The sequence below is a fragment of the Bacillus sp. ChL18 genome (assembly GCF_026241425.1).
GTDB lineage: Bacteria > Bacillota > Bacilli > Bacillales > Bacillaceae > Bacillus > Bacillus velezensis.
Genome location: NZ_JAPHWE010000001.1, coordinates 1995822 through 2021414 on the forward strand (window position 1 = coordinate 1995822; position 25593 = coordinate 2021414).

25 protein-coding genes are annotated in these 25593 nt (G+C 49.6%); 16 read left to right on the top strand and 9 right to left on the bottom strand.

Translation table 11 applies throughout. The features are described 5' to 3' along the window. Positions 1-175 precede the first annotated feature (175 nt). The 7 genes from OQ477_RS09875 to OQ477_RS09905 all read left to right on the top strand — a co-directional run bounded on the left by OQ477_RS09875 (position 176) and on the right by OQ477_RS09905 (position 2530). Entirely contained in the window at positions 176-391 is a 216-nt protein-coding gene (locus tag OQ477_RS09875) for an aspartyl-phosphate phosphatase Spo0E family protein (RefSeq protein ID WP_032874401.1), read from the top strand. 189 nt (positions 392-580) lie between these two features. Then, on the top strand, positions 581-802 hold the full coding sequence (locus OQ477_RS09880) for a spore germination protein (protein ID WP_003155135.1): 222 nt from the start codon (positions 581-583) through the stop codon (positions 800-802). Between the two features lie 12 nt (positions 803-814). Then, entirely contained in the window at positions 815-1051 is a 237-nt protein-coding gene (locus OQ477_RS09885) for a spore germination protein GerPB (RefSeq protein ID WP_007409164.1), read from the top strand. A gap of 35 nt (positions 1052-1086) precedes the next feature. Next, positions 1087-1704 (top strand): spore germination protein GerPC, encoded by a 618-nt coding sequence (locus OQ477_RS09890; RefSeq protein ID WP_003155139.1) that lies wholly within the window; start codon positions 1087-1089, stop codon positions 1702-1704. Continuing rightward, complete coding sequence (locus OQ477_RS09895; RefSeq protein WP_003155141.1) at positions 1701-1877, top strand: hypothetical protein; 177 nt, start codon at positions 1701-1703, stop codon at positions 1875-1877. Before OQ477_RS09890 ends, OQ477_RS09895 begins: the two co-directional genes overlap by 4 nt. Next, positions 1877-2272, top strand: a complete 396-nt coding sequence (locus tag OQ477_RS09900; protein ID WP_007610514.1) for a spore germination protein GerPE — start codon at positions 1877-1879, stop codon at positions 2270-2272. The genes OQ477_RS09895 and OQ477_RS09900 overlap by 1 nt, the downstream gene beginning before the upstream one ends. Before the next feature lie 39 nt (positions 2273-2311). Then, a complete protein-coding gene (locus OQ477_RS09905; RefSeq protein WP_003155143.1) occupies positions 2312-2530 on the top strand; it encodes a spore germination protein in 219 nt (72 codons plus the stop codon). A 43-nt stretch (positions 2531-2573) separates the two neighbouring features. Here OQ477_RS09905 and OQ477_RS09910 read toward each other — a convergent pair whose 3' ends face one another. The 5 genes from OQ477_RS09910 to addB form a co-directional block, all read right to left on the bottom strand. Beyond that, positions 2574-2867 (bottom strand): hypothetical protein, encoded by a 294-nt coding sequence (locus tag OQ477_RS09910; RefSeq protein ID WP_007610512.1) that lies wholly within the window; start codon positions 2865-2867, stop codon positions 2574-2576. A gap of 15 nt (positions 2868-2882) precedes the next feature. After that, a complete protein-coding gene (gene sbcC / locus OQ477_RS09915) occupies positions 2883-6275 on the bottom strand; it encodes an exonuclease subunit SbcC (protein WP_265972256.1) in 3393 nt (1130 codons plus the stop codon). After that, positions 6272-7444: an exonuclease subunit SbcD gene (gene sbcD / locus OQ477_RS09920; RefSeq protein ID WP_265972258.1), complete on the bottom strand. Its 1173-nt coding sequence runs from the start codon at positions 7442-7444 to the stop codon at positions 6272-6274. Before sbcD ends, sbcC begins: the two co-directional genes overlap by 4 nt. Positions 7445-7508: 64 nt before the next feature. Next, positions 7509-11213, bottom strand: coding sequence for a helicase-exonuclease AddAB subunit AddA (gene addA, locus OQ477_RS09925; protein WP_265972260.1), 3705 nt, complete (start codon positions 11211-11213; stop codon positions 7509-7511). Further along, positions 11200-14700 (bottom strand): helicase-exonuclease AddAB subunit AddB, encoded by a 3501-nt coding sequence (gene addB / locus OQ477_RS09930; RefSeq protein ID WP_265972261.1) that lies wholly within the window; start codon positions 14698-14700, stop codon positions 11200-11202. Before addB ends, addA begins: the two co-directional genes overlap by 14 nt. A gap of 140 nt (positions 14701-14840) precedes the next feature. Between addB and OQ477_RS09935 the strand changes: the two genes are divergently transcribed. The 5 genes from OQ477_RS09935 (at position 14841) to OQ477_RS09955 (ending at position 19515) form a co-directional block, all read left to right on the top strand. Beyond that, positions 14841-15554, top strand: coding sequence for a DUF421 domain-containing protein (locus tag OQ477_RS09935; RefSeq protein ID WP_079891472.1), 714 nt, complete (start codon positions 14841-14843; stop codon positions 15552-15554). A 68-nt stretch (positions 15555-15622) separates the two neighbouring features. Next, positions 15623-16132 (top strand): ferritin-like domain-containing protein, encoded by a 510-nt coding sequence (locus OQ477_RS09940; RefSeq protein WP_007409173.1) that lies wholly within the window; start codon positions 15623-15625, stop codon positions 16130-16132. A 225-nt stretch (positions 16133-16357) separates the two neighbouring features. Next, positions 16358-16978: a TetR/AcrR family transcriptional regulator gene (locus tag OQ477_RS09945; RefSeq protein WP_265972262.1), complete on the top strand. Its 621-nt coding sequence runs from the start codon at positions 16358-16360 to the stop codon at positions 16976-16978. A gap of 15 nt (positions 16979-16993) precedes the next feature. After that, positions 16994-18190, top strand: a complete 1197-nt coding sequence (locus OQ477_RS09950; RefSeq protein ID WP_252052727.1) for an MFS transporter — start codon at positions 16994-16996, stop codon at positions 18188-18190. A 167-nt stretch (positions 18191-18357) separates the two neighbouring features. Then, positions 18358-19515: an AbrB family transcriptional regulator gene (locus OQ477_RS09955; protein WP_265972264.1), complete on the top strand. Its 1158-nt coding sequence runs from the start codon at positions 18358-18360 to the stop codon at positions 19513-19515. A gap of 35 nt (positions 19516-19550) precedes the next feature. Here OQ477_RS09955 and OQ477_RS09960 read toward each other — a convergent pair whose 3' ends face one another. The 4 genes from OQ477_RS09960 to OQ477_RS09975 all read right to left on the bottom strand — a co-directional run bounded on the left by OQ477_RS09960 (position 19551) and on the right by OQ477_RS09975 (position 22922). Further along, entirely contained in the window at positions 19551-20072 is a 522-nt protein-coding gene (locus tag OQ477_RS09960; RefSeq protein ID WP_265972265.1) for a MarR family transcriptional regulator, read from the bottom strand. A gap of 88 nt (positions 20073-20160) precedes the next feature. Then, positions 20161-21639, bottom strand: coding sequence for a monooxygenase (locus OQ477_RS09965; RefSeq protein WP_265972266.1), 1479 nt, complete (start codon positions 21637-21639; stop codon positions 20161-20163). A 144-nt stretch (positions 21640-21783) separates the two neighbouring features. Then, entirely contained in the window at positions 21784-22299 is a 516-nt protein-coding gene (gene lepB / locus OQ477_RS09970) for a signal peptidase I (protein WP_007610493.1), read from the bottom strand. Further along, on the bottom strand, positions 22296-22922 hold the full coding sequence (locus OQ477_RS09975; protein WP_059367273.1) for a TVP38/TMEM64 family protein: 627 nt from the start codon (positions 22920-22922) through the stop codon (positions 22296-22298). Before OQ477_RS09975 ends, lepB begins: the two co-directional genes overlap by 4 nt. A 153-nt stretch (positions 22923-23075) precedes the next feature. On the opposite strand from OQ477_RS09975, the gene OQ477_RS09980 reads away from it, so the two are divergent. The 4 genes from OQ477_RS09980 (at position 23076) to OQ477_RS09995 (ending at position 25581) form a co-directional block, all read left to right on the top strand. Next, positions 23076-23435 carry a hypothetical protein gene (locus tag OQ477_RS09980; protein ID WP_265972267.1) on the top strand — a complete coding sequence of 120 codons (360 nt, stop codon included), beginning with the start codon at positions 23076-23078 and terminating at the stop codon, positions 23433-23435. A 120-nt stretch (positions 23436-23555) separates the two neighbouring features. Continuing rightward, positions 23556-23756, top strand: coding sequence for a DUF3311 domain-containing protein (locus OQ477_RS09985; RefSeq protein ID WP_265972268.1), 201 nt, complete (start codon positions 23556-23558; stop codon positions 23754-23756). Beyond that, positions 23753-25222 (top strand): sodium:solute symporter family protein, encoded by a 1470-nt coding sequence (locus OQ477_RS09990; protein ID WP_029325959.1) that lies wholly within the window; start codon positions 23753-23755, stop codon positions 25220-25222. Before OQ477_RS09985 ends, OQ477_RS09990 begins: the two co-directional genes overlap by 4 nt. A gap of 41 nt (positions 25223-25263) precedes the next feature. Continuing rightward, positions 25264-25581, top strand: coding sequence for a YbjQ family protein (locus OQ477_RS09995; RefSeq protein ID WP_003155166.1), 318 nt, complete (start codon positions 25264-25266; stop codon positions 25579-25581). Positions 25582-25593 lie beyond the last annotated feature (12 nt).

Consider the following 25593-nt stretch of genomic DNA (forward strand, 5'->3'; position numbering starts at 1 on the left):
ATTCTTCCTCCGGCGGGAAATTCCTCTTTTAAACAGGCTGAAAATAAGTGTAAAAGAGTATCAAAAATTGTCACTTTTTTAGTCATATTGACGAAATAAAACCTTCTTGCACAAAATGGGTTATACTATTATCATCCTATGTTTTCCAAAATAATCGAGAATTGGAGATCACACGATGAACAAAATTGAAGAAAAAAGATTAACTTTATTCGAGACAGCGCAAAAATTCGGAATCAATGCGACGGAGACCATCAGGTGCAGCCAGGAGCTGGACAGCCTTTTAAACGGGTGCCGGGGCGGGCTCATCCAACAAACGAAAGACAGCGGGCTGAACCCGGCCGCACAGATTGAGCACGGCCGCACCGCAGGAAAAAAAGAGGTTTTCTCATAAACGTGATATGTATATAAATCTGTATCATTTATGTATAAGACCCGGCATGCGTAAAGCGCCGGTGTTTTTACGTCTAAAGTTTTTTCCGCTCACAAAAATGTGCATTTGTCATAAGCTATTTTAAGCAGGCAGCCCAGATAAGCTCCTGGAGTGCAGTCATGAAAATCTTCACGAAAAGGATGTGCTCGTATGCCCGCAATTGTCGGAGCGTTTAAAATTAATGCCGTCGGTACGAGCGGAGTCGTTCATATAGGCGACTGCATCACCATTTCTCCAAAAGCAGAGGTTAAGACATTTGCCGGAGCGGGCAGCTTCAATACCGGAGACAATCTCACACTGACGAATTACAGGAATTCAACGAATGTGTACGATAATGATGTAATCGATCAGCCGATGGCAGGAAACGCATAAAGGAGGCGCCGTATGAATTTTTACGTCAATCAGTCGATCCATATCAATTACATGCGTGTAGAATCTGTCAGCAATTCCTCCATACTGCAAATCGGAAGCGCCGGTTCAATTAAATCTCTTTCCAATCTGTACAATACAGGGAGTTATGTTGAGCCGGCGCCGCCTGTCACCGCGGGGCAGCAGACTGTAACAACAGGGGGAGGTCCCGGCACCTCATCATTTGTACCGCTCCAGCCGCCAAGCCGGTAGTTTTAATGAAGGAAACGAGACGCGAGGTGAATGTCATGTATGATCAATCCGTTTCATCCTACCTGCAGAATTTAAATTCTTTCGTCCAGCAGCAGGCGCAGCAGATTCAGGAGCTCGAACGGCAGCTGAAAGAATTCCAAAATGAAATTTCAACGCTGAAGCAGCAGCCTTCTACAAGAATCGATCGGCTCGAGTATAAATTTGATCAGCTGAAAATTGAACGGCTGGAAGGAACGCTGAATATCGGATTGAATCCGACTGATCCGAATGCCGTGCAAAACTTCGAAGTCGGCCAGACATCTCCGCAGGTCGGAATGATGCAGCAGGAACAGGCGGGCCAGCAAATGCAGCAAATCCGTCAAAACGTCGATATGTACCTGAATGAAGAAATCCCCGCGCTTTTAGAGCAGCTCGAAACTCAGTATGAGAGCAGGCTGGACGAAACGAACAAATATCATATTATTGAAGATATCAGAAAGCAGATGGACAGCCGGATTCAGTATTATCTGTCCCATGTCCCGAAAGAAGAAAACACGGCGCCCGCGCAATATGCCGAGCAGATTGCCGAACATGTGAAGCGTGATATTGTCAGGGCCGTTGAGCACTTTATTAAGCACATACCTGGTGAAATGAAAGGTGATGATCCGTCATGATTTTTACAGTGATTAACCGGAATATTGAAGTCGGCGACATCCGGTCTACCGGTGTGTCCAGTTCTTCCTTATTATTAATCGGCGACACCGATTCCGTCTATCTGTCTTCCATCTTTGACACGCCTCCGGAATCTCTTATTATCGGGCCTTATGTGCCGCTGGCGCCGGAATAATGTTAAAGCGCATTTCACGCCTCCGGAACGCCAAAATCAATTCAGTCGGGATTGCGAGTGTCTTTCAAGCAGGCGATACGAATGAAATCAATATGCGGATCAAAGTATTGGCCGATCAGCGTACTATTGCCTTATACAGAGACGATGAAGGCTCATTTAACAAAAAAGAATACCAGATCTTTCGTCAGCCGGCCGTCATGCCGTTACCGGAAACGGGAGTCCAAAGCGCATTCTGCCATGAAAACCCTTCAATTCGGGTAAGGAATGTGAAAGTTCAAGGGGTATCGTCAGCGTCCGTGGTTCAAATCGGATCGACCTCGATTGTTCTGGGAGATTCGCGGCTGAAACATATTAGGCAGATTGTCACACCAAGCTCACAATCACAGCAGCCCTGACATATAATGACGGTGAGACTTCTATAAAGGGTGTCGTTTATGCCAGCAATTACCGGACCTATAGCTATCAATTCCATATCGGGCGGAGTCGTAAACTTTGGTGATTCCTTTTACCTTTCTCCAAAAAGCTCTTCTAAATCTGCGCTCGGTTCGGGAGCAGGCAATACCGGAGATTTCCTGTTATTAAACAACGTTGTCAATGCGACAAACTATATAGACCCCGATGTCAGCGATCAAAATGTGGTCGGAAACGCCTAAAAAGCAGCCGCTCTTTCAGAAGAGGGCTGCTTTTGGTTCAGCGTTATGTTCGTTCATTTGCTTTTTTTGTTTTTACAAGCTTTTCCGGCGGCTGTTTTCTGATCCATTTCACAAACCGCGCGAGTTTCGGGTCACGCCGCAGCTCTTCTATTCCCGCGAGCCTTGCCGCAAGCTCCTGATTCGTATAGAGCGCGTGAACCTGTTTATGACAAGGGATGCAGAGCATTGCGGTCGGAAGGAATGTCCCGCCTTCTTCCTTAGGCGTTAAGTGGTGCTCCGTCAGCCGCACATGATGGCGGCCGCATAATTCACATGTGCCCTCGGCAGAATCGGCCATAATTCCTTCTCCTTTCTACATGATCTCCAATGTGACCCGGGTGCCTTTCCCGCCCGGTTCGGACGGATGAACGATTAATTTTTTCGGCAGACGCGCTCTCAGCTCCTGCACATGGCTGATCACTCCGACGGATAAGTTGTCCGATTGCAGCTTTTCGAGCGCTGTGACAACGGTGTCTAAGAGCCCTTGGTCAAGAGTCCCGAATCCTTCATCTAAGAAAAAGAATTGCAGCGGGTATTGCCCCCGCAGCTGAATCTGAGCGGACAAGGCAAGCGCAAGCGACAGCGATGTCAGAAACGTCTCCCCGCCGGAAAGGCTTGATACGGGCCGTTTGACGCCTCCGTTCGCGTCATCACGCATGACGAAACCGCCTTCTGAATCGACTAATATGGCATACCGCTGCCTTGTCAGCGCTCCGAGACGGGCAGAGGCGTCCCGAGCCACGCTTTCCAGCTGTTCTTCCGCTAAAAATTCGACGAATGTATTGCCTTTACATACAGACTGGAGCTTATCAAGCCTGTCAATCTGTGTCTGCCAGCTTTTCAGTTCGGCTTCAATCTCTTTAAAGCGCTTATGCTGTTTTTGCATAACCGCGAAGGCTTTTGCCTGTGCTCCTTTTTCCTCCATGGCGGCGCCTGACTCAGCCTCTGCCTGCTTCAGCAGAGAAACGGATGCTGTCCATTCTTCCTCCGATATCCGGCGCTCGGCTAATTTATCAGTAACACGGCTGATATTTGCCGATAGCTGTTTTGAGGTGTCCAGGAACTCATCAATTTCTTTTTTCATTTCCTCTGCACGCCCTTGCGGAAGCAGACTTTTTTTGACTTGGTCCGGGTCGGTAAACCCGGTGTCTTTTGACCTCACGCGCCAGTCGTTTTGCGCTTTCTCAAGGGAGGTTTCAGCATCCCTGAGTGACATGAGACTCCCTGATTCCCGGCCTTTTGCGTCATTCAGTGATTGCTGCGCCTGCTTCAGCGCGTCGAATAAGGACTGTTCTTTTGATTTTAACAGCTGTAATTCCTGCCGCACCGCTTCAAGCTTTGCGGAAATTGATGTTTCTTCAGCTGCTGTTCCGAGCTCTTGTTCATATCCGTCAATCACCTGCTGCAGGCGCTCAGACGCATAGTGAAGCTCGAGCCGTTCCCGTTCAAGCCGATGCTTCATCTCCTGCAGGCGTTCTTTCTCCTCTTCATGTTCCTTGAGGAATGCGATGCTTGTTTCAATGCGCTTCTCACATTCTTCTGCCTGCCTGTCCTTCTCATCTATCGAAGCCTGCCAGGCCTCAATCCGGTTTGGCGGAATATCACCGCAGACTTCGTTGTACTGATTCAATCGGCTTTCTGACAGCGATTCAAGCTCTTCTAATGAATGTCTGAGACGGTCGGCTTCTTTTTCCTCGTAGCGGATTCGTTCGGCAAGCTGCTCAGCTTGTTTCACCGTCTGCTGATGCGCGCTGATCAGTCTTGTGACCTTCTCTTTTACCGACAGCATATCCTGTTTCATTTGTTTCCACTCCAAGCGGACGGCGCTGAACGCTTCATCAAGCGGGCGTCCGCTGATGGAGGAAGCGGCTTCCAGCTCCGGAACCCGGGCGCTTTGCAGAAACGGACATTCTTCGGTAAAACGCCCCGACTGTTCTTCTAATGCAACCTTGGCTGTCAGCACTTCCTGAGAAAGAGCCGCCGCCTCAGAAAGCAGCGCTTCAACCTGCTGCAACTGTTCCTGCACAGCTGTATCAGGCAAGAATGTTTCATGAGCGGAACGCGGGCGGTCATGCTGTGTCGAGCCGCATACAGGACAAGGCTTTCCTTCGATTAGTTTTTCCGATAATTCTTTTGTTAATGCAGCCGTTCTCGCTTCCTCTGAGCGCCTGCGGAGATCGGCTTGCGTTTTTTCAGCCCGTTCGGCTGCGGCTTTCAGTGAACGTTCCGTTTCACAGACCATATGGTAAACGGTTTGAAGCGTTTGATAAGCTCGCGTAATGTCTTCCTCTTCCGTTTTCGCCTTCTCTGTGAGCGACTCGCTTTCTCCGTTCAGCTTCTCCATGTTTTTCAGCTGCGTTGTCAGATTGGCCTGTTCTTTCGTGATTTGTTCCTGTGTCTGCTGAAAGCCCGCCGCCAGCTGTGCTGCGGTCTGGCATTTTTTCCGTTCATCGGCGGTCACTTGAACTGCTTTCAGCTCTTCTTTCAGCTCATTCTGCCTGTTTTGGCCGCGGGTCAGGCGGTCTTTCACTGCGGCCAGCTGTTTCGAGGCGGCTTCGTATTCTTCCTCTTTTTTGCTGTGTTCCGCATTTGTTTTTTCCGCTTCTTTTTTCGCTTCAAGCAGTTTTTGTTCAATGGCTGAAAGTCTTTGATACAGCTCTTCTTCCTTGACAAGCTTCGGCTCCTGTTCGGCCTTATGGGCCCGCCATGCTTCATAGGCTTCATTTTGCCGGGTAAATGAAACGGTTTCCGCCTCTGATTTCCGTTTGGCCAGTTCGTGTTCCTGTTCGGCGCGCTGCTTCCGGCGGACGGCTTCTGTGCAGCGGTCTGCGTACGGCTCAAGGGCGAGAGCTGTTTCCGCCTCTTTAAGACGCTCAGTCAAATCCGTGATGTACGGGCGTCTTTCCTCAAGCTTTTTCTCCCGGCGCTCATATTCATCTCTTTCTGTCTGCAAGTTCCAAATTTCCTGGTGATTCTCAAAACGCTCTTTTGCCCGGACCCGTTTCTTCTCAGCTGCTTCAAGCCGTTCGTTCGCTTCGTGGAACTGCTGTTCAGCCTGCTTCAACGCATCTTCTCCTGCGTCTCCGAGGCCGGATTGTTCGGCCAGCATTTCATTTTTTTTCGCTGCCGCTTCCTGCGCCCGCCGCCGCAATTTTTTGACAAGCCTGTCCCCGTACTGTTCCAGATTAAACAGGCGCTGGAGCATATGTCTTCTTTCCGCGCCTTTAAGCGACAGAAACTCGGCAAACTTTCCTTGCGGCAGCACGACGGCTCTTGTAAAGTCGTCAATGGTCAGGCCAAGAAGCTCCTCTACCTTTTTGTTCACTTCATTCGCTTTATCGGCCAGCACCGTTTGTTCGTCTTTGATTTCAATCAGGCGGCAGAGGGCGGTTTTTACTTTCGTTTCATCCGTTCTCTTAAAAACGCGCTCGACCTTGTAGGAAACCCGGTGGCCGGATTGAAGCGCGAATGTAAATGAGACGGCGAGCTGATCTTCGGCATGATTCAGGATGCCGTGCGTATTATTTGCGGCGCGCTCCACTTTTCCGTATAAAGCGAGTGTCATGGCATCAAGGATCGACGATTTCCCGCTTCCGGTCGGCCCGAAAATCCCGAACACCCCGGCTCCTGACAGTCCGGCAAAATCAATGGTCTGTTCCTCCCTGAAACTGTGGAGCCCTTTTATCGTTAACAGAATCGGCTTCATGTCACATCCTCCTCATCATCTGCTGACGCAAGCTCTAAAAACAGCTTGACCATCTCCTCATCCGGCTCGCCGCCGCCCGTTTGTTTTTCATAAAACTTCTTAAATCGATCCTCAATTGATGTGTGTTTCACTTCAATCCGGTCATTTTCGGTCTCTTTTTCTTCAAAAACCGGCCTGATATGGATAAAGCCGGGATGCGCCTTTCTCAGCCGATGAATTTCCTCGAGAGAAAGCTGATCCGTCAAATGGATATCAAGATCGATCCAGGCATTCCGGTCACGCCCTTCATCAAGCCAGCCGTGAACTTCGCTCAGCCCCTGCGCTTTCCATTTGACGAGCGTTTTACCGGAAGACAGGAAAATCTCTTCCCACTTCGCTTCTCCGCCGGGCTTCGCTTCTACCACCGTCACCGATTTGGCATAACCGGCTTCTGAAAAGCTGTATGCGAGCGGAGAGCCTGAATAACGGGCAGCCGTCTTGGCGCGCTTGATCGTTTGCGGACGGTGGAGATGGCCGAGAGCCACGTAAGCCGCATCAGCCGGCAGGCTGTCAGCGGCGACCGTGTAAGCGCCCCCGACTTCAATCGGACGCTCTGAATCGGTCTGATTTCCCCCCGCGACATAAATGTGGCTCGCCGCGATTTTCACGGCATCGTCCCGGCACAGTCCGCACATGCGGGCAAACGCCTCTCTGATTTTGACATCGTAATGATCGCGAAGAAGCTTTTCCTCAAACGTATCAGAAAGCACTTCGTTTAATCTCGCCTCTGACGGATATGCCAGCGCGGCTACGGCTAACAGCTCGTCCGCCGACGGCACCTCAATATGCACGGGTTCTGTCCGCGGATAGCCGATTAAATGAATGCCGCGCTCATTTGTTAACGGAGAAGCCGCCGCCAGCCTGTCGGGATTGTCATGGTTTCCGGCAATGACGACAACCGGGCGCTTTCCGCCGTCAGAAAGCGCGGAAAGACTTTCGTAATACAATTGTTCAGCGAGCGCAGGCGGGTTGACCGTATCAAATACATCCCCCGCCATAACGACCGCATCAATATTTTCTTCCTTGACAATGGTATTCAGCTCTTCCAATACCTCGGCCTGCTCGCTCAGCCGGCTTCTGCCTTCCAGCGTTTTGCCGAGGTGCCAGTCAGCTGTATGTAAAATGCGCATACCGCATTCACCTCACTTTTTGATAGAAAAAAAGATCCGCTCCAAAAAGGAGCTTCGGATCTTGTTACAGTGTAAGAACGTGACCTCCATCGAAGAAATAGAGCGCACGCCCTTTCACTTTCGTTTTTGTAATTTGTTCAACCGCTTTTGTATACAATTCGATTTGTGTTTCATACCTTTTTTGCAGAATCGGAGCCGCGCCTTCAAATCCGTTCCGGAATTTCCCCTCTATCCGATCTGTTTTATAGTCCAGCAAATAGAGACCGTCCGCAGTTTCGTAGAGGCAGTCAATAATCCCCTGCACGAGCAGCGGTTCACCGGCCGTTTGGGCATCCTTGTACACCTCGCCGGCCGGAAGCGCCATACTGAACGGCACTTCCCGGTCAATCCGCAGCGCCCCGAGAAGGTCTTTACCGATTTCAGTTACGAAAAACTGAACAATTTCTTCTATATCAATAGCTTCCTGCTGTTCTTCTGTCAGCAGCTCTTTTTCGTAAAGCATCCGGACCGTCCGCTCCGCTTCTTCGGCAGTCGGAACGTGCGTCAGCGGTATGTGCTGCATCACCGTATGCATCGCCGTTCCTTTTTCGGCGGCTGTCAGCCCTTTTTTCATCATAAAACCGGGACGCCTGTATAAAAGCGTGTCTCCTGACGGTTTGATGAGAGAGCGGCCGCTGTATTCATCCTCGTATTCTTGCTTTCTCTTCAGCTCAGAAACTGACTGCTTCGTTCTGATAGCCGTCAGCTCTCGGTACGGATATTCCCATTCAAGCAGACGGCGCGCCTGATCATCAAATGAAAACGAATCAGGAATCGGCTCGCCCTGCTGTATCGCTTTGAGACGTTTGCTCTTTTCTTCAGCACGTTCTTTTGGATTCTCTTCCAGCAATTCACTTTGCTGCAGCATCCGGATGTGAAAACGCGACGGGTCGCGCGCGATATCCTCAGATGAGGAAAGTCCCGGCGTCCTGTGCGCCTCCATGTCACGGTGGCGGATGAGCGCAGGCCCGATAAAGTCCAAATAAGATGACGCCTGATAGCGGTCGAATTCAGAAAGAAGCCAATCAGCCCGGTCTGCTTGCGCCTGCCATTTGGCCAGCTGTTTTTCCCGGTTTTTGCAGGAACCGACGAGAAACAGCTTTTCCTTCGCTCTGGTCAGCGCCACATACAATACACGCAATTCTTCGGATAAGAGCTCTCTGCGCATCTTTTTCTTCATCGCCACAAGCGGAAGAGTCGGATAGCTGATTCTGAGTTCCGGATGAATGTACTTCGTGCCGAAACCGAGCTCTTTATCAAGCAGGTATGATTTGTTGAGATCCATCATATTAAAACTTCTGCCGAGTCCGGCGGTGAAAACGACGGGAAATTCAAGTCCTTTGCTGCTGTGGATCGTCATCAGCCGAACGACATCCTCCTGCTCGCTGAGCGCCCGGGCCGTCCCCAGATCATCGCCGCGCTCCTGCATCCGTTCAATGAACCGCAAAAAGCGGAATAACCCGCGAAACGCCGTCGCTTCGTACGAGCGCGCCCGGTCATACAAGACGCGCAGATTGGCCTGGCGCTGCTTTCCGCCAGGCATGCCGCCTGCATAGTCAAAATATCCGGTATCGCGGTATACTTCCCAAATCAGCTCAGACACCGAATGATTCGTCGAAAATGACCGCCACTTTTGCAGACTGTCATAAAAGGTTCTCAGTTTTTGATACAGGTCACCATGCCTGTCACCGTTCGCTATATATGCTTTCAGCGCTTCATAAAACGGCGCTTTTTTCTTTTCGAGGCGTATCAGCGCAAGTTCATTTTCGTCACATCCGACGATGGGCGAGCGCAGCACGGAAGCAAGCGGAATATCCTGATACGGATTATCAATCACCTTCAAGACTGAAAGCGCCGCAGCCACCTCCACGGCTTCAAAGTAACCCGACGTCAAATTGGCGTAAACCGGAATGCCCTGGTTTTTCAGCTCTTCCATTAATTGCGGCGCCCACGGCATGGAGCGCAGCAAAATCACGATATCCCGGTACTGGATATTCCGGTGTGTTTTTGTTTTGCCGTCATATACCTTAAACGGAGATGAGACAAGCTTTCGGATCTCCCCGGCTATCGCTTTCGCTTCCCAATGCACGGTTTCAAAGTCTTCGGCATCCTCGGAGCTGTCTGCGTCATCAGCGCTGTCAATCAGCAGCAGTTCCGTTTTTGCCGCGTCATTCGGCGGATACGATGCGCCGAGCTTCAATGCCGCCTGTTCATCGTAGTCCACTTCGCCGATTTTTCCGCCCATCAGCTGCTTAAACAAGAAATTCGTACTGTCCAAAATATCGGAGCGGCTGCGGAAATTTTGGTTCAGGTCAATTTTCTGCCCCGCGCCTTCCCCGCTTTCTGTAAACCTTTTATATTTCCCGAGAAACAGCAGCGGCTCAGCAAGTCTGAAACGGTAGATCGATTGTTTGACGTCGCCTACCATAAACAGATTTCCCGCCTCTTCATCCCCGCTTTTAACAAGCTGCAGGATAGACTCCTGCACAAGATTCGTATCTTGATATTCATCAACCAGAACTTCATGAAACTGGTCTTGATAATAAACGGCCGCTTCGCTCGGCACCCGCCGGCCTTCTTCATCAACCGCAGTTAAAATCGCCAGGCAGTAATGTTCCAAATCTGAGAAATCAATAATTGATTTTTCTTGTTTCGCCGCTTCAAATCGTTTTCCGTACGATATCACGAGCTGAACGAGCGTTTCGATGACAGGCTTCATATCTGCTAAACTCTTTAAGTGATCTTGCGGACTTCTTGTAAAGTAATCTGTCTTTACCTTTTCGATCAGTTTCTTGGCGCCGTTTCGCAAATCGGTCGCTTCGTCCAAAAGCGCTTTGTCAAATTCATCACCCTTTACCGCCTTCGCCCGCTTAAATGAGACTGCGGGAACCCGTTCATACAGCGCATCGAAGTCATGCCGGCAGCTGATCAGCTCTTCTATCTGCTGAATGTCATCCAGAAAATTATCAGCGCGCGGGGCCGGCCCGCCGGGCGCTTTTGTCAGTTCAAGCGCCTTTTCAAGCTTTTGTTTTGCCCCGAAGAGCGCCATTTCAGCATCTTCTCTCACATATTGGTAAAACGGAAGCTCTTCCATTTTGCTTTCTTCCGTCACGTCATACAGGCGGACAAAGCTTTGCAGCCACGCTTCCGGGTCAGGATGCGACCGGGAATACTCGTACACCCGTTTGACAAGGTCTTGAAGATCCAGATCATGCCTGTCTGTCGTATATCTGTCCGCAAGCTCAAAAAACGCCTGATTCCCTTTTGCGTATTCATCTTCAAACAGCTCATCAAGCACTTCGTCTCCGAGCAATTCGCCTTCCGTCTGGTCAGCCATCCGAAAACCGGGGTCAAGATCAATCATATAATAATATTTTTTAAGCACTTGCAGACAGAAAGAGTGAAGCGTCGAAATGCTCGCCCGATTTAATAGAGAGAGCTGCCGTCTGATATGCAGAGATCCCGGATTTTTGGCGAGCTCTTTTTCTAATGCATCCGCGATCCGATGCTTCATCTCCGCTGCTGAGGCGTTTGTAAAGGTCACCACAAGGAGCTTGTCAACATCAACCGGATCTTCCTCCGCGGTTATCTTTCTGATCATCCGTTCCACGAGCACGGCCGTTTTACCTGATCCGGCTGCGGCAGCGACCAAAATATCGCGGCCGGAAGAAACGATGGCGCTCCATTGGTCATCCGTCCATATGCTGTCTTTCGGTTTAGGAATTTGCATCATCATCCGCCTCCTTCTTCAGCCAATCCAGTATGGTGCCGTCTTTTTCCGCTTTCAGGCTGCGGTATTCATTTTCCTTAAGCGACTCATCAAACTGGCATACCGACTTAAACGCACAGTACGTACAAGGCGTCTTATCTTTCAGCTTATACGGGGTAATGGACACAAGCCCGTCCGTTATCGCTTCGCCCGCCTGTTCAAATGTCCGCCGCACATGGTCTGTCAGCAGATGAAAGTCCTGTTCGCTGACCGCGGCTGAGTCCGATCTTAAAGAACCGTCCTTTTTCAAACCGGCATTGACGATATTTGAACGCCCTTCCTCCAAAGTCGTGTCCATCAGGCTGATCGCCTCCCGGTCACCGAGGAGAAGGCCTTTCATCTTAAATTTCTTAAAAATTTCCTGCTCGATTTCATCAAGCCCCATCGGCAGACTGGCCTGAATCATCGGATCATGGATATGGAAATACAAAACGCCTGCCGGGGTCGCTTTCATGCCGAGCCAATCCGCGGAATGTGTAATCGATAAGTCAAGATATGTGAGCATTTGCAGAGCGAGCCCGTAATACACTTCAGCCAGATCAAGCCCCCTGTCGCTTGATTTATAATCAACGATTCTCAGCAGCAGGCCTTTTGAACTTTCCGCTTTATCCACGCGGTCGATCCGTCCGACGAGTTCCATCGTACAGCCGTTTTTCAGCGTGAAAGTGAGCGGAGGCAGCGGCCCGCTTCCGCCGAAACCGAGTTCAAGACCGACCGGGACGAAACCGCTCGCCTTCGCATGCTCGCTTAATATGCCTGAAACACGCGTGACGATCTTCTGCAGTTTTTCCTTCACATAAAAGTGTCTGTTTGAGCTGAGCAGAATCTCTTTTTGCAGCTTTGGCGCAAGCCGTTCCACCGCTTCATAGGAGAAATTCCGGCACTGATCTTTCGTCAGATCGCGCCATTCCAGCTTCTGCTCACGAAGCCGGTCTGAAATCAGCTTCAGACTGGAGTGAAACAGCTGGCCGATATCCGGCGCTTCCAGCTTGAAAAACTGGCGCTCTTTTAATTGCAGCCCGTGAGATGCAAAATGAGAAAACTGGCAGGCATTAAACGCCTCCATCCGGGAGACGCTTCCTTTAATATGCTCGCCGTAAAGCTGGCGCGAAACAGGCCGTTCAAGACGCTTCGCCTCATTGCGGAAAAACAAGCTTGAAAACAGCTTTTTCGCACGCCGGTGATCAGACTCTTTCATCAGCACATTGTATGCGCTCCACCATACGTCACTGATCTCGTACTCTCTTGTCCACAGCCTGAGCTGACTTGCCGTATATGTCTGAGCCACCTGTTTATTGACGAGATACTGAAGCTGCTCTTCTTCGCTTACCTGCTCGGGATCAGCCGCTGACAGCTTTTCCTGATGATCGGGAAACAGCTCGCCAAGCCTGTTTACAACGATTGACGGCAGGAGCGTTTTTCCTTCCGCATCGGCAATCGGGTATGACACATAAAGACGGTCAGACGGACTCGACAGCGCCATATAGATGAGAAAATGCTCATCAAGCAGCCGCTCACGCCCCGCGGAAGACAGCTCCACTCCGACTGCTTTCAGCCACTCCCGGTCATCATCAGACAGCACGCCGTTCTCATCCGGGCGCGCCGGAAGAACGCCGTCATTGGCCCCGATGACGAATGTGCAGGACGTGCCGTACATTCTTGAGAGATCCATATTCCCTACAAATACTTGGTCAAGCGCAGGAGGAATTAAAGAAAAATGAAGCGATTCCGTTCCCGTTTCAAGCATTTGCTGGAACAGCGCCAAAGATATTTCATCTTCACCCATCATGCCGGCAAACTCCTCGAGAAGCTGGATAACGGCATCCCACGCCTGGCCGTGCTGCTGCGCTTCGATCATGTTTCCGGCCTCTTCGGCCCGCTGCCTTTTCCGGTCCAGCTTCAGGGGAACATCGGTATCTTCCAAAAAGAGATAAAGAGCCTCCGCCATGCTTTGAACCGTTTTCGCTTTTTTCATCCGGTTTTGAAGCCGGACGAGGGGCGCGGCTATCCACTCTCTCGTCTCATTCAGCATGTGTTCCATCTCTATTTCCTGATCCGTCTGCGCGAAATCCTCATCGAGCGATACGAAGCGCCTGTATACAAACCGCTCGCCGCTTGTCCAGCGCTCCCCTTTAATGCCGTAGGCGATACAGTAATTTTCAAGCTGATCAACCTGCTCTCTTATTTTCTGCTCCGGCTGATCAAGCGGGAATAACAGTTCGGTTTTCGCACAGCGGAACACCGCTTCATATCTCCAGTTCCCCTTCACGACATCGAGGCTTGAACGGATGAATTCAATAAGCGGGTGATGCTGCATAGAAGCTTTTCCGTCAATAAAATAAGGAAGCCCGTAATCGGCAAACACTTCCTTCAGCAAATCTTTATAATCTTCCGGCTGACGGATGAGAATCGCCATATCTTTGTACCGGTATCCTCCGTCCCGGACAAGCGATTGAATTTCCCGGGCAATACCTTCAAGCTCAGCTCTTCTGTTTTGCGCCTGCATGACGGTAAAAGCTTCCTGTCCGCCGGTATACGCCGCGGCGGGACGCACATCGTACTGCGACTCTATACAGGCAAGCTCCGGCGCATGCTGATGCCGCTTCGTGCCATGCAGTTCCTTGCAGGAAATATCAGCATTCAATTCCTTTGCCGTCTGATAAAGCTTATAGTATGTGCTTCCCGTCATTCTGAACAGATCGAGCTCATCCGGTGCCTGTTCCGCCGAAGGGCTGTCCGCCGTCAGCGAGAATGTGACATGTTCAGCATGCATGATCAGCTGCTCCAGCACCCTTAATTCCTGCGGCGTAAATTGATAGAATCCGTCGACGTAAACACGGGCGCCTTTTACAACGTCCGCCAAAGGAATCTGCTGAGCGAGCAGCGTCAAATAGTCCTCTGAATGCAAATAGTGTCCGGCGAGGCTTCTTTCCATCTGCTGATATAAAATGCCTAAATCATGAAGTTTTTCAGACAGCATCCGCTCTCCGCGATATTCTGACGCCGTTCCGCTTTCCGCCATGCGGCGGACGTCTTCAGGCTCAATACAGTACCGCTTAAACTCTGTCAGCATCCGTTCCACCTGCTCAGTGAACCCGGTTTTGTCACTCGCTTTTTGATACACTTTAAACTCGTGCTTATATTCTTCAATCAGTTTCCTTAAAAGCATCTGCACACCCGTCGTCGTCACAAACGGGCGGTTCATGCCCCCGGTATGCTGAAGCACGCGCCACGCCAAACGCGAAAAACTGAACACTTGAGCGCGTATCATGCCGCCGATATCCGGCGTTTTAGCAAGCTCATATTCCATTAAAAACGTCATTTGATCCGGGACTAGAAAAATGATCGGTTTCCCGAACGGCTCCCGGCGCAGTTCATCTTGAATGCTGTCGATAATCAGCCTCGTTTTCCCACTCCCCGATCTGCCTACTAAAAACTCAACACCCAAATTAAAAGACCCCTCTCTTTTTATCTTTCTACATTTTATCGAAAGTTGACGAAAATGACCAATCTCATCTGCTGGTAAAAACGGGATGATTGTTTTAAAAAATTTCGTTTTTGACCAAAATAAAGAAAAAAGGACTAATGATGATGTCAGAATATCCCGAAGTAATTGTACGGACGGCTCTGTCGTTCAGCATTCTGTTTATCGGCGCCCGGATACTCGGTAAACAAACCATTTCACAGATGACGCTTTTTGATTTCATTGCGGCCATCTCGCTCGGCGCCATCACGGCAAATCTGTCGTTTAATACAAAGCTGCCGATTCATTATCATGTCATTGCCTACATTATTTTCGTGGCAATCATTTACCTTGTCGCATATCTTTCTATGAAAAACAGGGTCCTTAGGGGTTTCTTTGCAGGCAAACCGACCATTATTATTCAAAACGGTAAAATACTTGAGCATAATATGAAAACGATGCGTTATACCATCGACTACTTGAACCAGCAGCTGCGTGTAAATGACGTATTTGACATTTCTCAGGTTCAGACTGCCATCATTGAAACAAACGGCAGCATGTCAGTGGAGGTCAAGCCGGAATTTGCGCCCGTTACAAGACAGGATCTCGGCATCTTTGCCGGACATGAAAAGAACTTTGCCGTTGAGCTGATTATGGACGGCAGGCTGGTGATGAAGAATCTGGAAGAAAACCACGTATCGGAAAAATGGCTGAGAGAAGAATTGGACAAGAGAAACCTCAAACCGGAAGACGTCGTATACGCTGTGCGCGGAAGCAACGGCCGGCTTTTTGTCGACACATACGACGACCATATTACATCGCCGCTGGATCAAGAATAAAAATGACATCCGCACATGTCACGGGCTGCCGCCGTATAATACCCTATAAACATCCGGGGGTGAGTCCAATGCACGAGAATTTTTTTCATTATACAGCCATCTGCAGTGACGATTCTGTGCTTATCAAGGATCTGGTAAAATCCATAAACGGGGAATACAGCGCTGTGATTTGCTACTCAATATTAGCCGAAAAAGCGCCGACCGCAGAAATCAGAAGACGAATCGAACATATCAGAGAAGAAGAAGTGCGCCACCTGCACGCTTTTTCTTCACTGTATACGTCAATTACCGGAAAACAGTTGACGCCGAAACAGACGGAGCATTGTCCGCACACATACAGAGAAGGACTGAGGGCGGCGTTTTATGATGAGCAGAAAACGAATGATTTTTATTTGCAGGCATCCGATAGAGCGGTGCACCCTGAAGCGAAGCGGTTATTTGCCCGCACGGCATTTGACGAGCAGCGTCACGCCGTGTGGTTTTTATACGATATGGCCCACTCTCCTTCCCACCATACAGGGGGAACGGTATCAAACGCGCCGAACACAAGCTACACCGAGGTAAATACCGGAAAATAACGGTTCAGGCAGATCACGCTCCCCCGCCGGGAGTCTTCAGACCGCAGACAAACCCCGTTCTTTCAACATGAGAGAATGGGGTTTACTTTTCGAGCTGCGTGATACTCTCTAAAAAGCGGATAACTTCTTCATTGTATAATCAGCAAAAACCCTTTATAATAAAATAAACCAACCGGTCGGTTTTTAAGGAGCCGAACCTCATTTGGCGGAAAGGATCTGTGTGAAGTGACAAATACAAAAGGCGGCGCCGGAAAGAGCGAAAAGACGAAGAACAGGCTCGTATCCGCTTCGCGTGACTTATTTGCAAAAAAAGGATATTCAGAAACATCGATTCGGGATATTTTAGAGGCGGCCGAGATCAGTAAAGGCAATCTATATCACCATTTTAAAGGAAAAGAGTTTCTGTTTCTTCATATCATGGAAGAGGATCACCGCGTTATGATCGAGACGTGGAGGGAAATGGAAGCTGATCTGAAAGATGCTGCCGAAAAACTGGCGGGCTTTGCGGAGCTGCTCAGCCGGATGAGCATCAATTACCCGCTTATGAGAGCAAGTGAAGAGTTTTATGCGAGTGCGTTTACGTCAGAGGGGGTCGTAAAGCGGCTCAACAAAATTGATATTGAATATGACGATGTGATGAGAGAGATCTTAGAAGAGGGAAATCAAGACGGCAGCTGGTCCATTCATCATGTCGAATCAAAAGTAAAAATCCTGCTATCCGTTTTTTACGGATTGGATGTCTTATATAAAAACGATACCATTCAGCAAAGAATCGAATTGCAAAAAGAAGCCATCTCCGTGTTTATTCACGGGTCGATCAGCGCTGATAAACAGAATGACAGCTGACAAAGGAGAAACAACATGCAAAAACCGATCAGAGAACAAAAAGCTGTACTCATCATCTTATTAAGCAACATATTTATTGCGTTTTTAGGCATCGGATTGATCATTCCCGTTATGCCGCTGTTTATGAATGTGATGCACTTGACGGGCAGCACAATGGGATACCTTGTCGCTGCCTTCGCCGTCGCGCAATTAATTGCATCCCCCATTGCGGGGAGATGGGTTGACCGCTTCGGCAGAAAAATCATGATTCTCGCCGGACTGTTTTTATTCGCATTATCCGAACTGACCTTCGGATTGGGCACACATGTCTCCATTTTATATTTCGCAAGGGTGCTGGGGGGCATCAGTGCCGCTTTTATCATGCCCGCTGTTACAGCGTATGTCGCAGATATTACGACGGTGCAGGAAAGATCGAAGGCGATGGGCTATGTATCTGCCGCCATCAGCACAGGGTTTATCATCGGGCCCGGCATAGGAGGATTTATTGCCGATCACGGCGTTCGTATGCCGTTTTTCTTTGCGGCGGGAATTGCATTTATCGCAGTGATTTCCTCTGTCTTTATGCTGAAAGAGCCGTTAACTAAAGAAGAACGCGCAAAGCAGCTGGAAAGCGTCAAAGAATCAACCTTCTTAAAAGATTTGAAAAAGTCGATTCATCCAAACTACTTGATCGCCTTTATCATCGTTTTTGTTTTGGCATTCGGACTGTCGGCGTACGAAACGGTATTCAGCTTATTTACAAACCATAAATTCGGCTTCACGCCAAAGGATATCGCCATTATTATTACGTTCAGCTCCATTGTGGCGGTCCTCATTCAAGTGCTCGCGTTCGGCAGACTTGTCAACTTCCTCGGGGAGAAAAAAGTCATCCAGCTTTGTCTGGTCATCGGCGCTGTGCTGGCTTTCGTTTCTACGGTGATGTCAGGATTTTTGCCGGTGCTCGCTGTCACTTGCATCATTTTCCTTGCGTTTGATTTATTGCGCCCGGCACTGACTACTTATTTATCGAAAATCGCAGGAAATCAGCAGGGGTTTGTTGCCGGTATGAACTCAACATACACGAGTTTGGGCACCATTTTCGGCCCGGCTCTGGGCGGTATTTTATTTGATATGAATATTCACTTCCCGTTTCTGTTCGCAGGTGTGGTTTTATTTCTCGGTCTGGGATTGACCTTTGTGTGGAAAGGAAAAGCGGGCGAGGTTTCGGAGTAGGGTGCACTCACCCATCTCCGGAGCTTTTTTTATGTTTTTGATAAGAAAAATGAATGGATTATGAGAAATAATTCATTATTTATTTATCTCAAAATCTATACTATAGTAATAGTAAGGTTAACGAGCTTAACAATTTAATATGAATGTTTCAGGAAGAAGGGTTTTCATTGAAGAAAGACAAACATCTCCTTACGGATATCTGGTTTATTCTCATCAGTGCGGCAGGGGGGTTTCTTCTTTCGCTTACAGGGATGTCGATCGCCTGGATGCTCGGAACGCTGGCCGGCGGCTGCATCCTCTCCATGACGAGGCCCCGCTGGCTGTTCATGGCGCCTGACAGAAGAGGGATTCACCGCAGATGGCTTGCGGCGGGACAAATGATCCTCGGTATCGAACTCGGCCAGAAACTGAACCTGTCCGTTCTGTCGGTTTTAAGGGAGCATTGGCTGCCGGTAGGCTTCATGCTGATTTTCTCTATCGTGATGGCGCTTGTTTCCGGATATGTGCTCTTTCGGTTCAGCCGGACGGACATGATGACAAGCTTTGTAGGCACGGCGCCGGGCGGTTTATCCGCTATGCCCGGTATCGCCCAGGAAGTCGGCGCAAACACCGCTATTGTAAGCCTTATTCAGCTGACGCGCGTCCTTTTGGTCGTCATGACAATACCGTTTCTCGTCATTTTCTTATTTACCAAACAAAACGGTGCGGCTCAGACATCAGCCGGAGCCGTTTCAGCAGGAGCTTCACATCCGGGCCTTACTCCCGTCTTGTTAACAGCCGGATTTATTTTGGCTGCCTGGCTTGCAAGCAAAGGCGCAAAACGGCTGAAATTCCCCGCCCCTTGGCTGCTCGGCAGCATGATCGGCGTTGCTGCTGCGGAAATCGGCGTGTCCGCCTTGGCGGGCAAAGACATGCTGGCCTGGTGGCCGCCGGAAGCAAACCAGCTGTCACAAATTTTTCTCGGCGCCACAATCGGATCAAAAATGTACAAAAGCATGTTCACCGGCGTGACGAGAGTGCTGACCGTCGGATTTATTTCTTCCGTCGGATTAATCGCCGCCATGATTCTGAGCGCGGTTGCGGTTTCTAAATTAACGGGCATCTCCATGATTACATCTGTTCTCGCCTTTTCTCCCGGCGGGATCGCCGAGATGGCGGCGACTTCGATCACCCTGCACGAAGACTCGACTTTCGTCGTCGCGGTTCAGGTCATCCGGATCGTTCTCGTCATCGCCATGCTTCCGCCCTTCTATCGGCTGCTGCACCACCTTTCTCAGCTGAAACGGGCACATGGCGAAAGAGGCCGGGCAGAAAGAGGAACATGATCCGAATAAAAAACACGCATATGGATGCGTGTTTTTTATTTGAACAGCTCTCCGCCGCCATTTACAGACCGCCAGTTTGCTGAAAGATCACGGAACAGCCGTTCAGCAAATAACAGTTCTTCATCTGTATAGCGGTCTAAAAACGCCAAGAGCCGCTTTTTTATCAATTCATGATATTCATGATGAAGGGAATGCAGCTCTTTCCCGGCAGGAGTCAGCCGGAAATAGACTTCTTTTTTATTGTCGCTCAGCCGGGTCCTGCGCAGAAAGCCGGCTTCCAAAAACTTCGCGCAGCTTCTCGACACGGTCGGCTTTGTCGTCTTCATTTTTTCCGCTATTGACGTGACATTGATCGGTTCATGATCTCCGATACACGACAAAATGTGAATTTCCGTCAAGGTCAACTGTAATTTTTTCCCATTTTCTTCACGGAGTTCGTCCATCCGTCCGGCCAACGACGCCCTGATGTCCTCCTGACACCTCTCCTGCTCGTGAAAAATATCTGTCAGCCCTTCAAGAATCATGTGTTTTGCATGGTCTGGCTGTCTTCTGTTCAACTGCTGAGTCACCCTTCCGTATTGATTGTTTCTTTTACTATAACGTTTTGTTACACAAGAAACAATCACACAGGCGCATAAAAGGGTATCAGATGAATCCCCATCTCTCCAAACCGGCCAGAACGGCTTCTTCTGCTTCGCGTCCCGAGCCGCCGGCTGCCCATGCCGCGTGGCCGTCCGGCCGGATCAAAACGGAGTGGACGTCATTCCAATCGGCACGTGTTTCAGCAAGCTCCGCTCTGACAGCTGCCACACTGTCCGTATCAATACCGGCGGGAATGCTTCCTCTTAATGACAGAAGCACAAATCCGCCCTTATGAAGAAAATCATACAGCCGGGCCGGCCGCCCGTCATGAAGGGTCAATTCGATATCCGGCAGACGTTTCCCGTTCAGGGTATGCGGCGGAAGCTCCGCATCCGGTTCATAATGCAGATCAAGCGCGGATACTTTCCCCGCCAATAAACGGTTGGACTCCTGAAAATCCAGCAAAGCGGCCATCGTTTCTCTTAATGCCATCCCCGACTCGGTAAAATCCATGAGCTTTATCTGCGTTTTGATATTGTGCAACACTTCTGTTCCTGTGCTGTGCCTTTCCTGATGATAGCTGTCCAGAAGGTGAGGCGCCGCTTTTCCCTTCATTTGCGCCGCCAGCTTCCAGCCGAGGTTGAAGGCATCCTGAAGCCCCGTGTTCAGCCCTTGGCCGCCTGCGGGAAAATGAATGTGCGCCGCATCCCCGGCCACAAAAATCCGGCCGGAGCGGTATCGTTCGGCCTGACGCTCGGCATTGCCGAACCGCGACATCCATACCGGATCACTCAATCCGAAATCAGTGCCGCATATCCGCTGCAGGTCTTCTTTCAGCTCATTTTCAGTGACCGGCTCATCCTTCCGCTTTTGCGGAGCGTGCGGAGAAACGATGAGGACGCGGAAAAGTCCGTCCGTAAGAGGGATAATCACAACCGATCCCTCCAGGCGGCACGTTGAAAAAAAGGAAGATTCGGGCGGGTGTTTCAAAGCGGCATCACAGAGGGCTCCTGTTAAGTCGGCATCAGTGCCCGAAAAAGCGATGCCCGCCTGTTTCCGGACAATGCTCCCCGCTCCGTCTGTACCCGCGGCATATAAGCTGTGAAGAGTGCGGATCCCGCTTTCGTCCCGGAACACCGTCTCCACTCCGTCATCCGTCTGGGTGACAGCCACCGCTTCCGCCCCGCGGATGATGTCTGCGCCGATACTTGATGCATACTCCTCCAAAATCCGCTCCGTTTCTGCCTGAGGCAGCATTAACGAATAATTCTGCTTCGTATCCAGCCGAGAAAAATCCAGCCGTGTATCCAGCATGGAAAAATGGCCGGAAGACACCTTCGTCCCTTTTTCCAAAAAGCGTTCCAATATGCCTCTCATGGCAAAAAGCTCAAGTGTGCGCGGATGCATGATAAGCGCTTTGGAATATGGCACCGTCTTCTTCAATCGTTCAATGACAGTCGTTTTCACTCCGGCCAGCGCCAGTTCTGATGCAAGCATAAGCCCGACCGGACCTCCCCCGATAATGGCAGCCTGTGTTTTCATCTCATCAGCCCTCTTTCATATTTTTGTTACACACGTAACAAAACTACCAAAAAATAAACGCCTCTTTTTTGTTTCGAGCGTAACAATTTTCATTATAGTCTTTCCTCTGCTTTTTTACAATCATTTCCGAAAAAAAGACGCCGTTCACTTGGCGTCTGATTCACTGATGACTCCGACAATGTCTTTATCCTTAATCGGACCGAAATGACGGCTGTCGAGGCTGTATATGCGGTTGTCGCCAATAACAAAGTATTGTCCCTTCGGTATGCTTTTGCGCCCGGTCGTTTCCTTCAGCGTATAATCACCGGTCACATGGCTCCCGGCGGACAATGATGACTTTAACGGTTTTAAAAACGGTTCCGCCACCCGTTTTCCATTCACATACAGCTGATCCTCCCTGTATGCGATTGACTCGCCGGGGAGCCCGATAACTCGTTTGATCAGCACTTTGCGGTGCGGGCCTTTAAACAGGACAATATCGAAACGGCGGATCGTTTTGTAACGATGGGAAAACTTGTTGACCAGCAGCTCATTTCCTTGTTTAAAGGTCGGATTCATGCTGATTCCTTCGACTTTATAATCAATAAAAATGGCATTCTTTAATTGTATGGCCAAAACAACGATAAGCACGCCGGCTATAAACCAAAATCGTTTTTTCAAGATTCCTGTCTCCCTCCGTCTTTCTCATGCTGACTGATTCTCGTCTGTAAACGCCGTTCGATATGCTTTCCGGCATACCACAGCACCGCGATCACCGTTATGGCGCCCGCCATCCTGAAAGGCTGTGTCATGAGCGCGTGAAGATCATACCCGATAAAGCTGATCATAAAGATCATGACCATTTTCCCCATAGCGGCTGCTGATATAAACTGCAGCGCCCCCACCCGGGACAGACCGGCAACGATATGAACCGCAGCGGACGGCGTAAAGGGGAAGCAAAGTAAAATAAACAGCGGACCGAAACCGTGCCGCTCAACCCAGAGCATCATCCGCCTTATGGTCTGATGCCTGCGGATGAAACCGAAAGCTCTTTTCTGTCCGAAACGGCGGACGGCATAAAACATCAGCATCGATCCTGCCGCAGACCCGAGCCATGACAGAAAAAAACCTTCCCACAAACCAAATGCATTCGTATTCGCCACCACAAATACAACAAGCGGCAAAAACGGAAGAAACGCTTCAATAAAAGGCAGTGCAGCCGCAGCCGCCGGGCCGAAAGCTCTATAGCTTTGGAACCATTCCGTCAGCTGTTCCTCAGTCAAATATGATAAAAATTGCTCCAACGTTTATACTCCTTAACGAGTTTGTCTATCCTTATTCTACACATTATCTCCAAAAAACGAAAATATTTACGAGATTTTCCGACTTGAAATATCGTGTAAGCGAGTATAAAATAGGAACAAACGTTCTCTTTTTTTAAGAAAGAAGGAGTATTTATGCCTGACATCCAGAGCGGCACCCGCGATCTCATCGAAAAAGGGCTGTTTCTGCCCATGGCGGCTGCCATCCTGAACCGGGACCTCGAAACGCTTGATTCGTGCCCGTTCAAATTAAAACAACCCTATAAACAGCTTATCGGCTGCTCTTTAAAATTAGCACAAAAGGATTTGAGTGATGTTCGAAAAGAGTTAAGAAAGCGTAAAATTAAAATATACGAAGCGGAAAGAGACGAAGCATTTACGCTTTATATATGCACCATTAACGGCTATGAAGAAAAACACCGTTATTTCAACCCGAGAATACGGGAACAGGTAACCGCCTTATTGGAATATTACCTGTCTCTTGCGACCATTTAAAAAGCAGCCGGGACTGCTTTTCCTTTTCAGCTAATAAATTTCAGACTATTCACACTATACATTCGACATGATTTTCTTTATAATCGGGACACGCTGTTTTCAATGAAAAGGAGGAATGTTATGAAACTGATTCATGTTCTCGCCGCCCTGCCCTTTTTCGGAATTCTCGCCGGCATTCCATTTGCCAACCGGGTGACGCCTTATCTTTTCGGAATGCCTTTCATTCTCGCGTATGTCGTCATCTGGGCGGTGCTGACTTCCGTACTGATGGCCGCCGTTTACAAACTGGACAAAGAAAACAAGACGGGTGAGGCGGAATGAACGCAGCATTTCCCGTAATGGCCGCCGTGCTCCTGTTTTGTGTATATCTCGGAATCCGGGCCCGAAAAGGAAAAAATATGGACCTTGAACAATGGACGGTGGGCGGACGCGGCTTCGGCACGATGTTTGTCTTTTTATTAATGGCGGGAGAAATATACACGACCTTTACATTCCTCGGCGGAAGCGGATGGGCTTACGGAAAAGGAGGCCCCGCCTTTTATATTATCGCGTACGGCTGCCTTGCCTACATTTTGTCATATTGGCTTCTGCCAGCCGTGTGGACTTACGCCAAACAACACAAACTGATGTCGCAATCAGATTTTTTTATTTCAAAATACAACAGCCCGCTCCTCGGCATTCTCGTATCGCTCGTCGGCATCGCATCCCTCATCCCCTATCTCGTCCTGCAGCTGAAAGGGCTCGGATTAATTGTTTCAGCAACGTCATACGGACAGATTCCGCCCTCAGCCGCTGTCTGGATCGGCGCTGTCTCCATCACGATTTATGTGATGATATCAGGAATCCACGGTTCAGCGTGGATATCAGTCGTTAAAGATATCATGATTTTAGGCATCGTCCTGTATTTAGGCATTTATTTGCCCATTCATTACTATGGCGGGTTTACGGAGATGTTCAAACAAATTGACGCCGCAAAACCCGGTTTTCTCACGCTGCCGGAAACCGGACAGAGCGTTTCCTGGTTCAGCTCAACGGTTTTGCTGACCGCCCTCGGCTTTTATATGTGGCCCCATACATTTGCCGCTTCCTATTCGGCGGAGCATCCGCGGGTGTTTCGGAAAAACGCGATCATCATGCCTCTTTATCAGCTCGTCCTGCTGTTTGTCATCTTTACCGGATTTGCGGCGATTCTGCAGGTGCCCGGTTTAAAAGGGGCGGACACGGATCTCGCCTTATTAAAGCTGTCTGTGAAAACCTTTGATCCCTGGTTTGTCGGACTGATCGGATCGGCGGGCATTCTGACGGCGCTTGTACCCGGTTCAATGATATTAATGGCCTCAAGCACGCTGTTCGCCAAAAATGTGTACAAAGCCATTCTGCCCGGCACCACTGACGAAAAAGTCTCACGGCTCGCGAAATACGCCGTACCCGTCATCGCGCTGATATCCGTATATTTTACGCTGAAAGGCGGAAATACCATCGTCACCTTGCTTTTAATGGGCTACAGCCTTGTCACCCAGCTTTTCCCCGCCCTCTTATTCAGCCTGCCGAAGCGGCGTTTCATCACAAGCCACGGCGCTTTTGCCGGCATAACGGCCGGGGTCGGAACGGTGGCCTTCATTACGCTGACCGAATCAACCATCGGAACCCTCTTTCCGTTTCTTCCGCAGATCGTTAAGGATATGAATACAGGCATCATCGCACTGGTTCTGAACATTGCCGTCATGTTTGCAGTCAGCGCCGCAGTCAGAAAAAAACAAATCGGCGCAGCCGAAAAGGCGGCTTAAATGGTAAGATAGCGGTAAGATACACGAAAGGGGAAAAACGCATGATCATGACAACGACCGAAACCGTCGCCGGAAAACAGATTACGGAAGTGAAAGGCTTGGTGACAAGCAGTATCGTCCAGTCCAGACACATCGGCAAAGACTTGCTTGCAGGCTTAAAATCTGTCGTCGGCGGCGAATTGAAAAGCTATACTGAAATGCTGGAAGACTCCAAAAAAGCGGTGAAAGAGCGGCTGATCAGAGAGGCGGAGCAGCTCGGAGCGAACGCCATCGTCGGCCTGCGGTTCGAACTGACCGCAGGACAGAACACATCCGAATTAATCGGATACGGAACCGCCGTCACCGCCGAATCCATTTAAAAAAACAAGCCT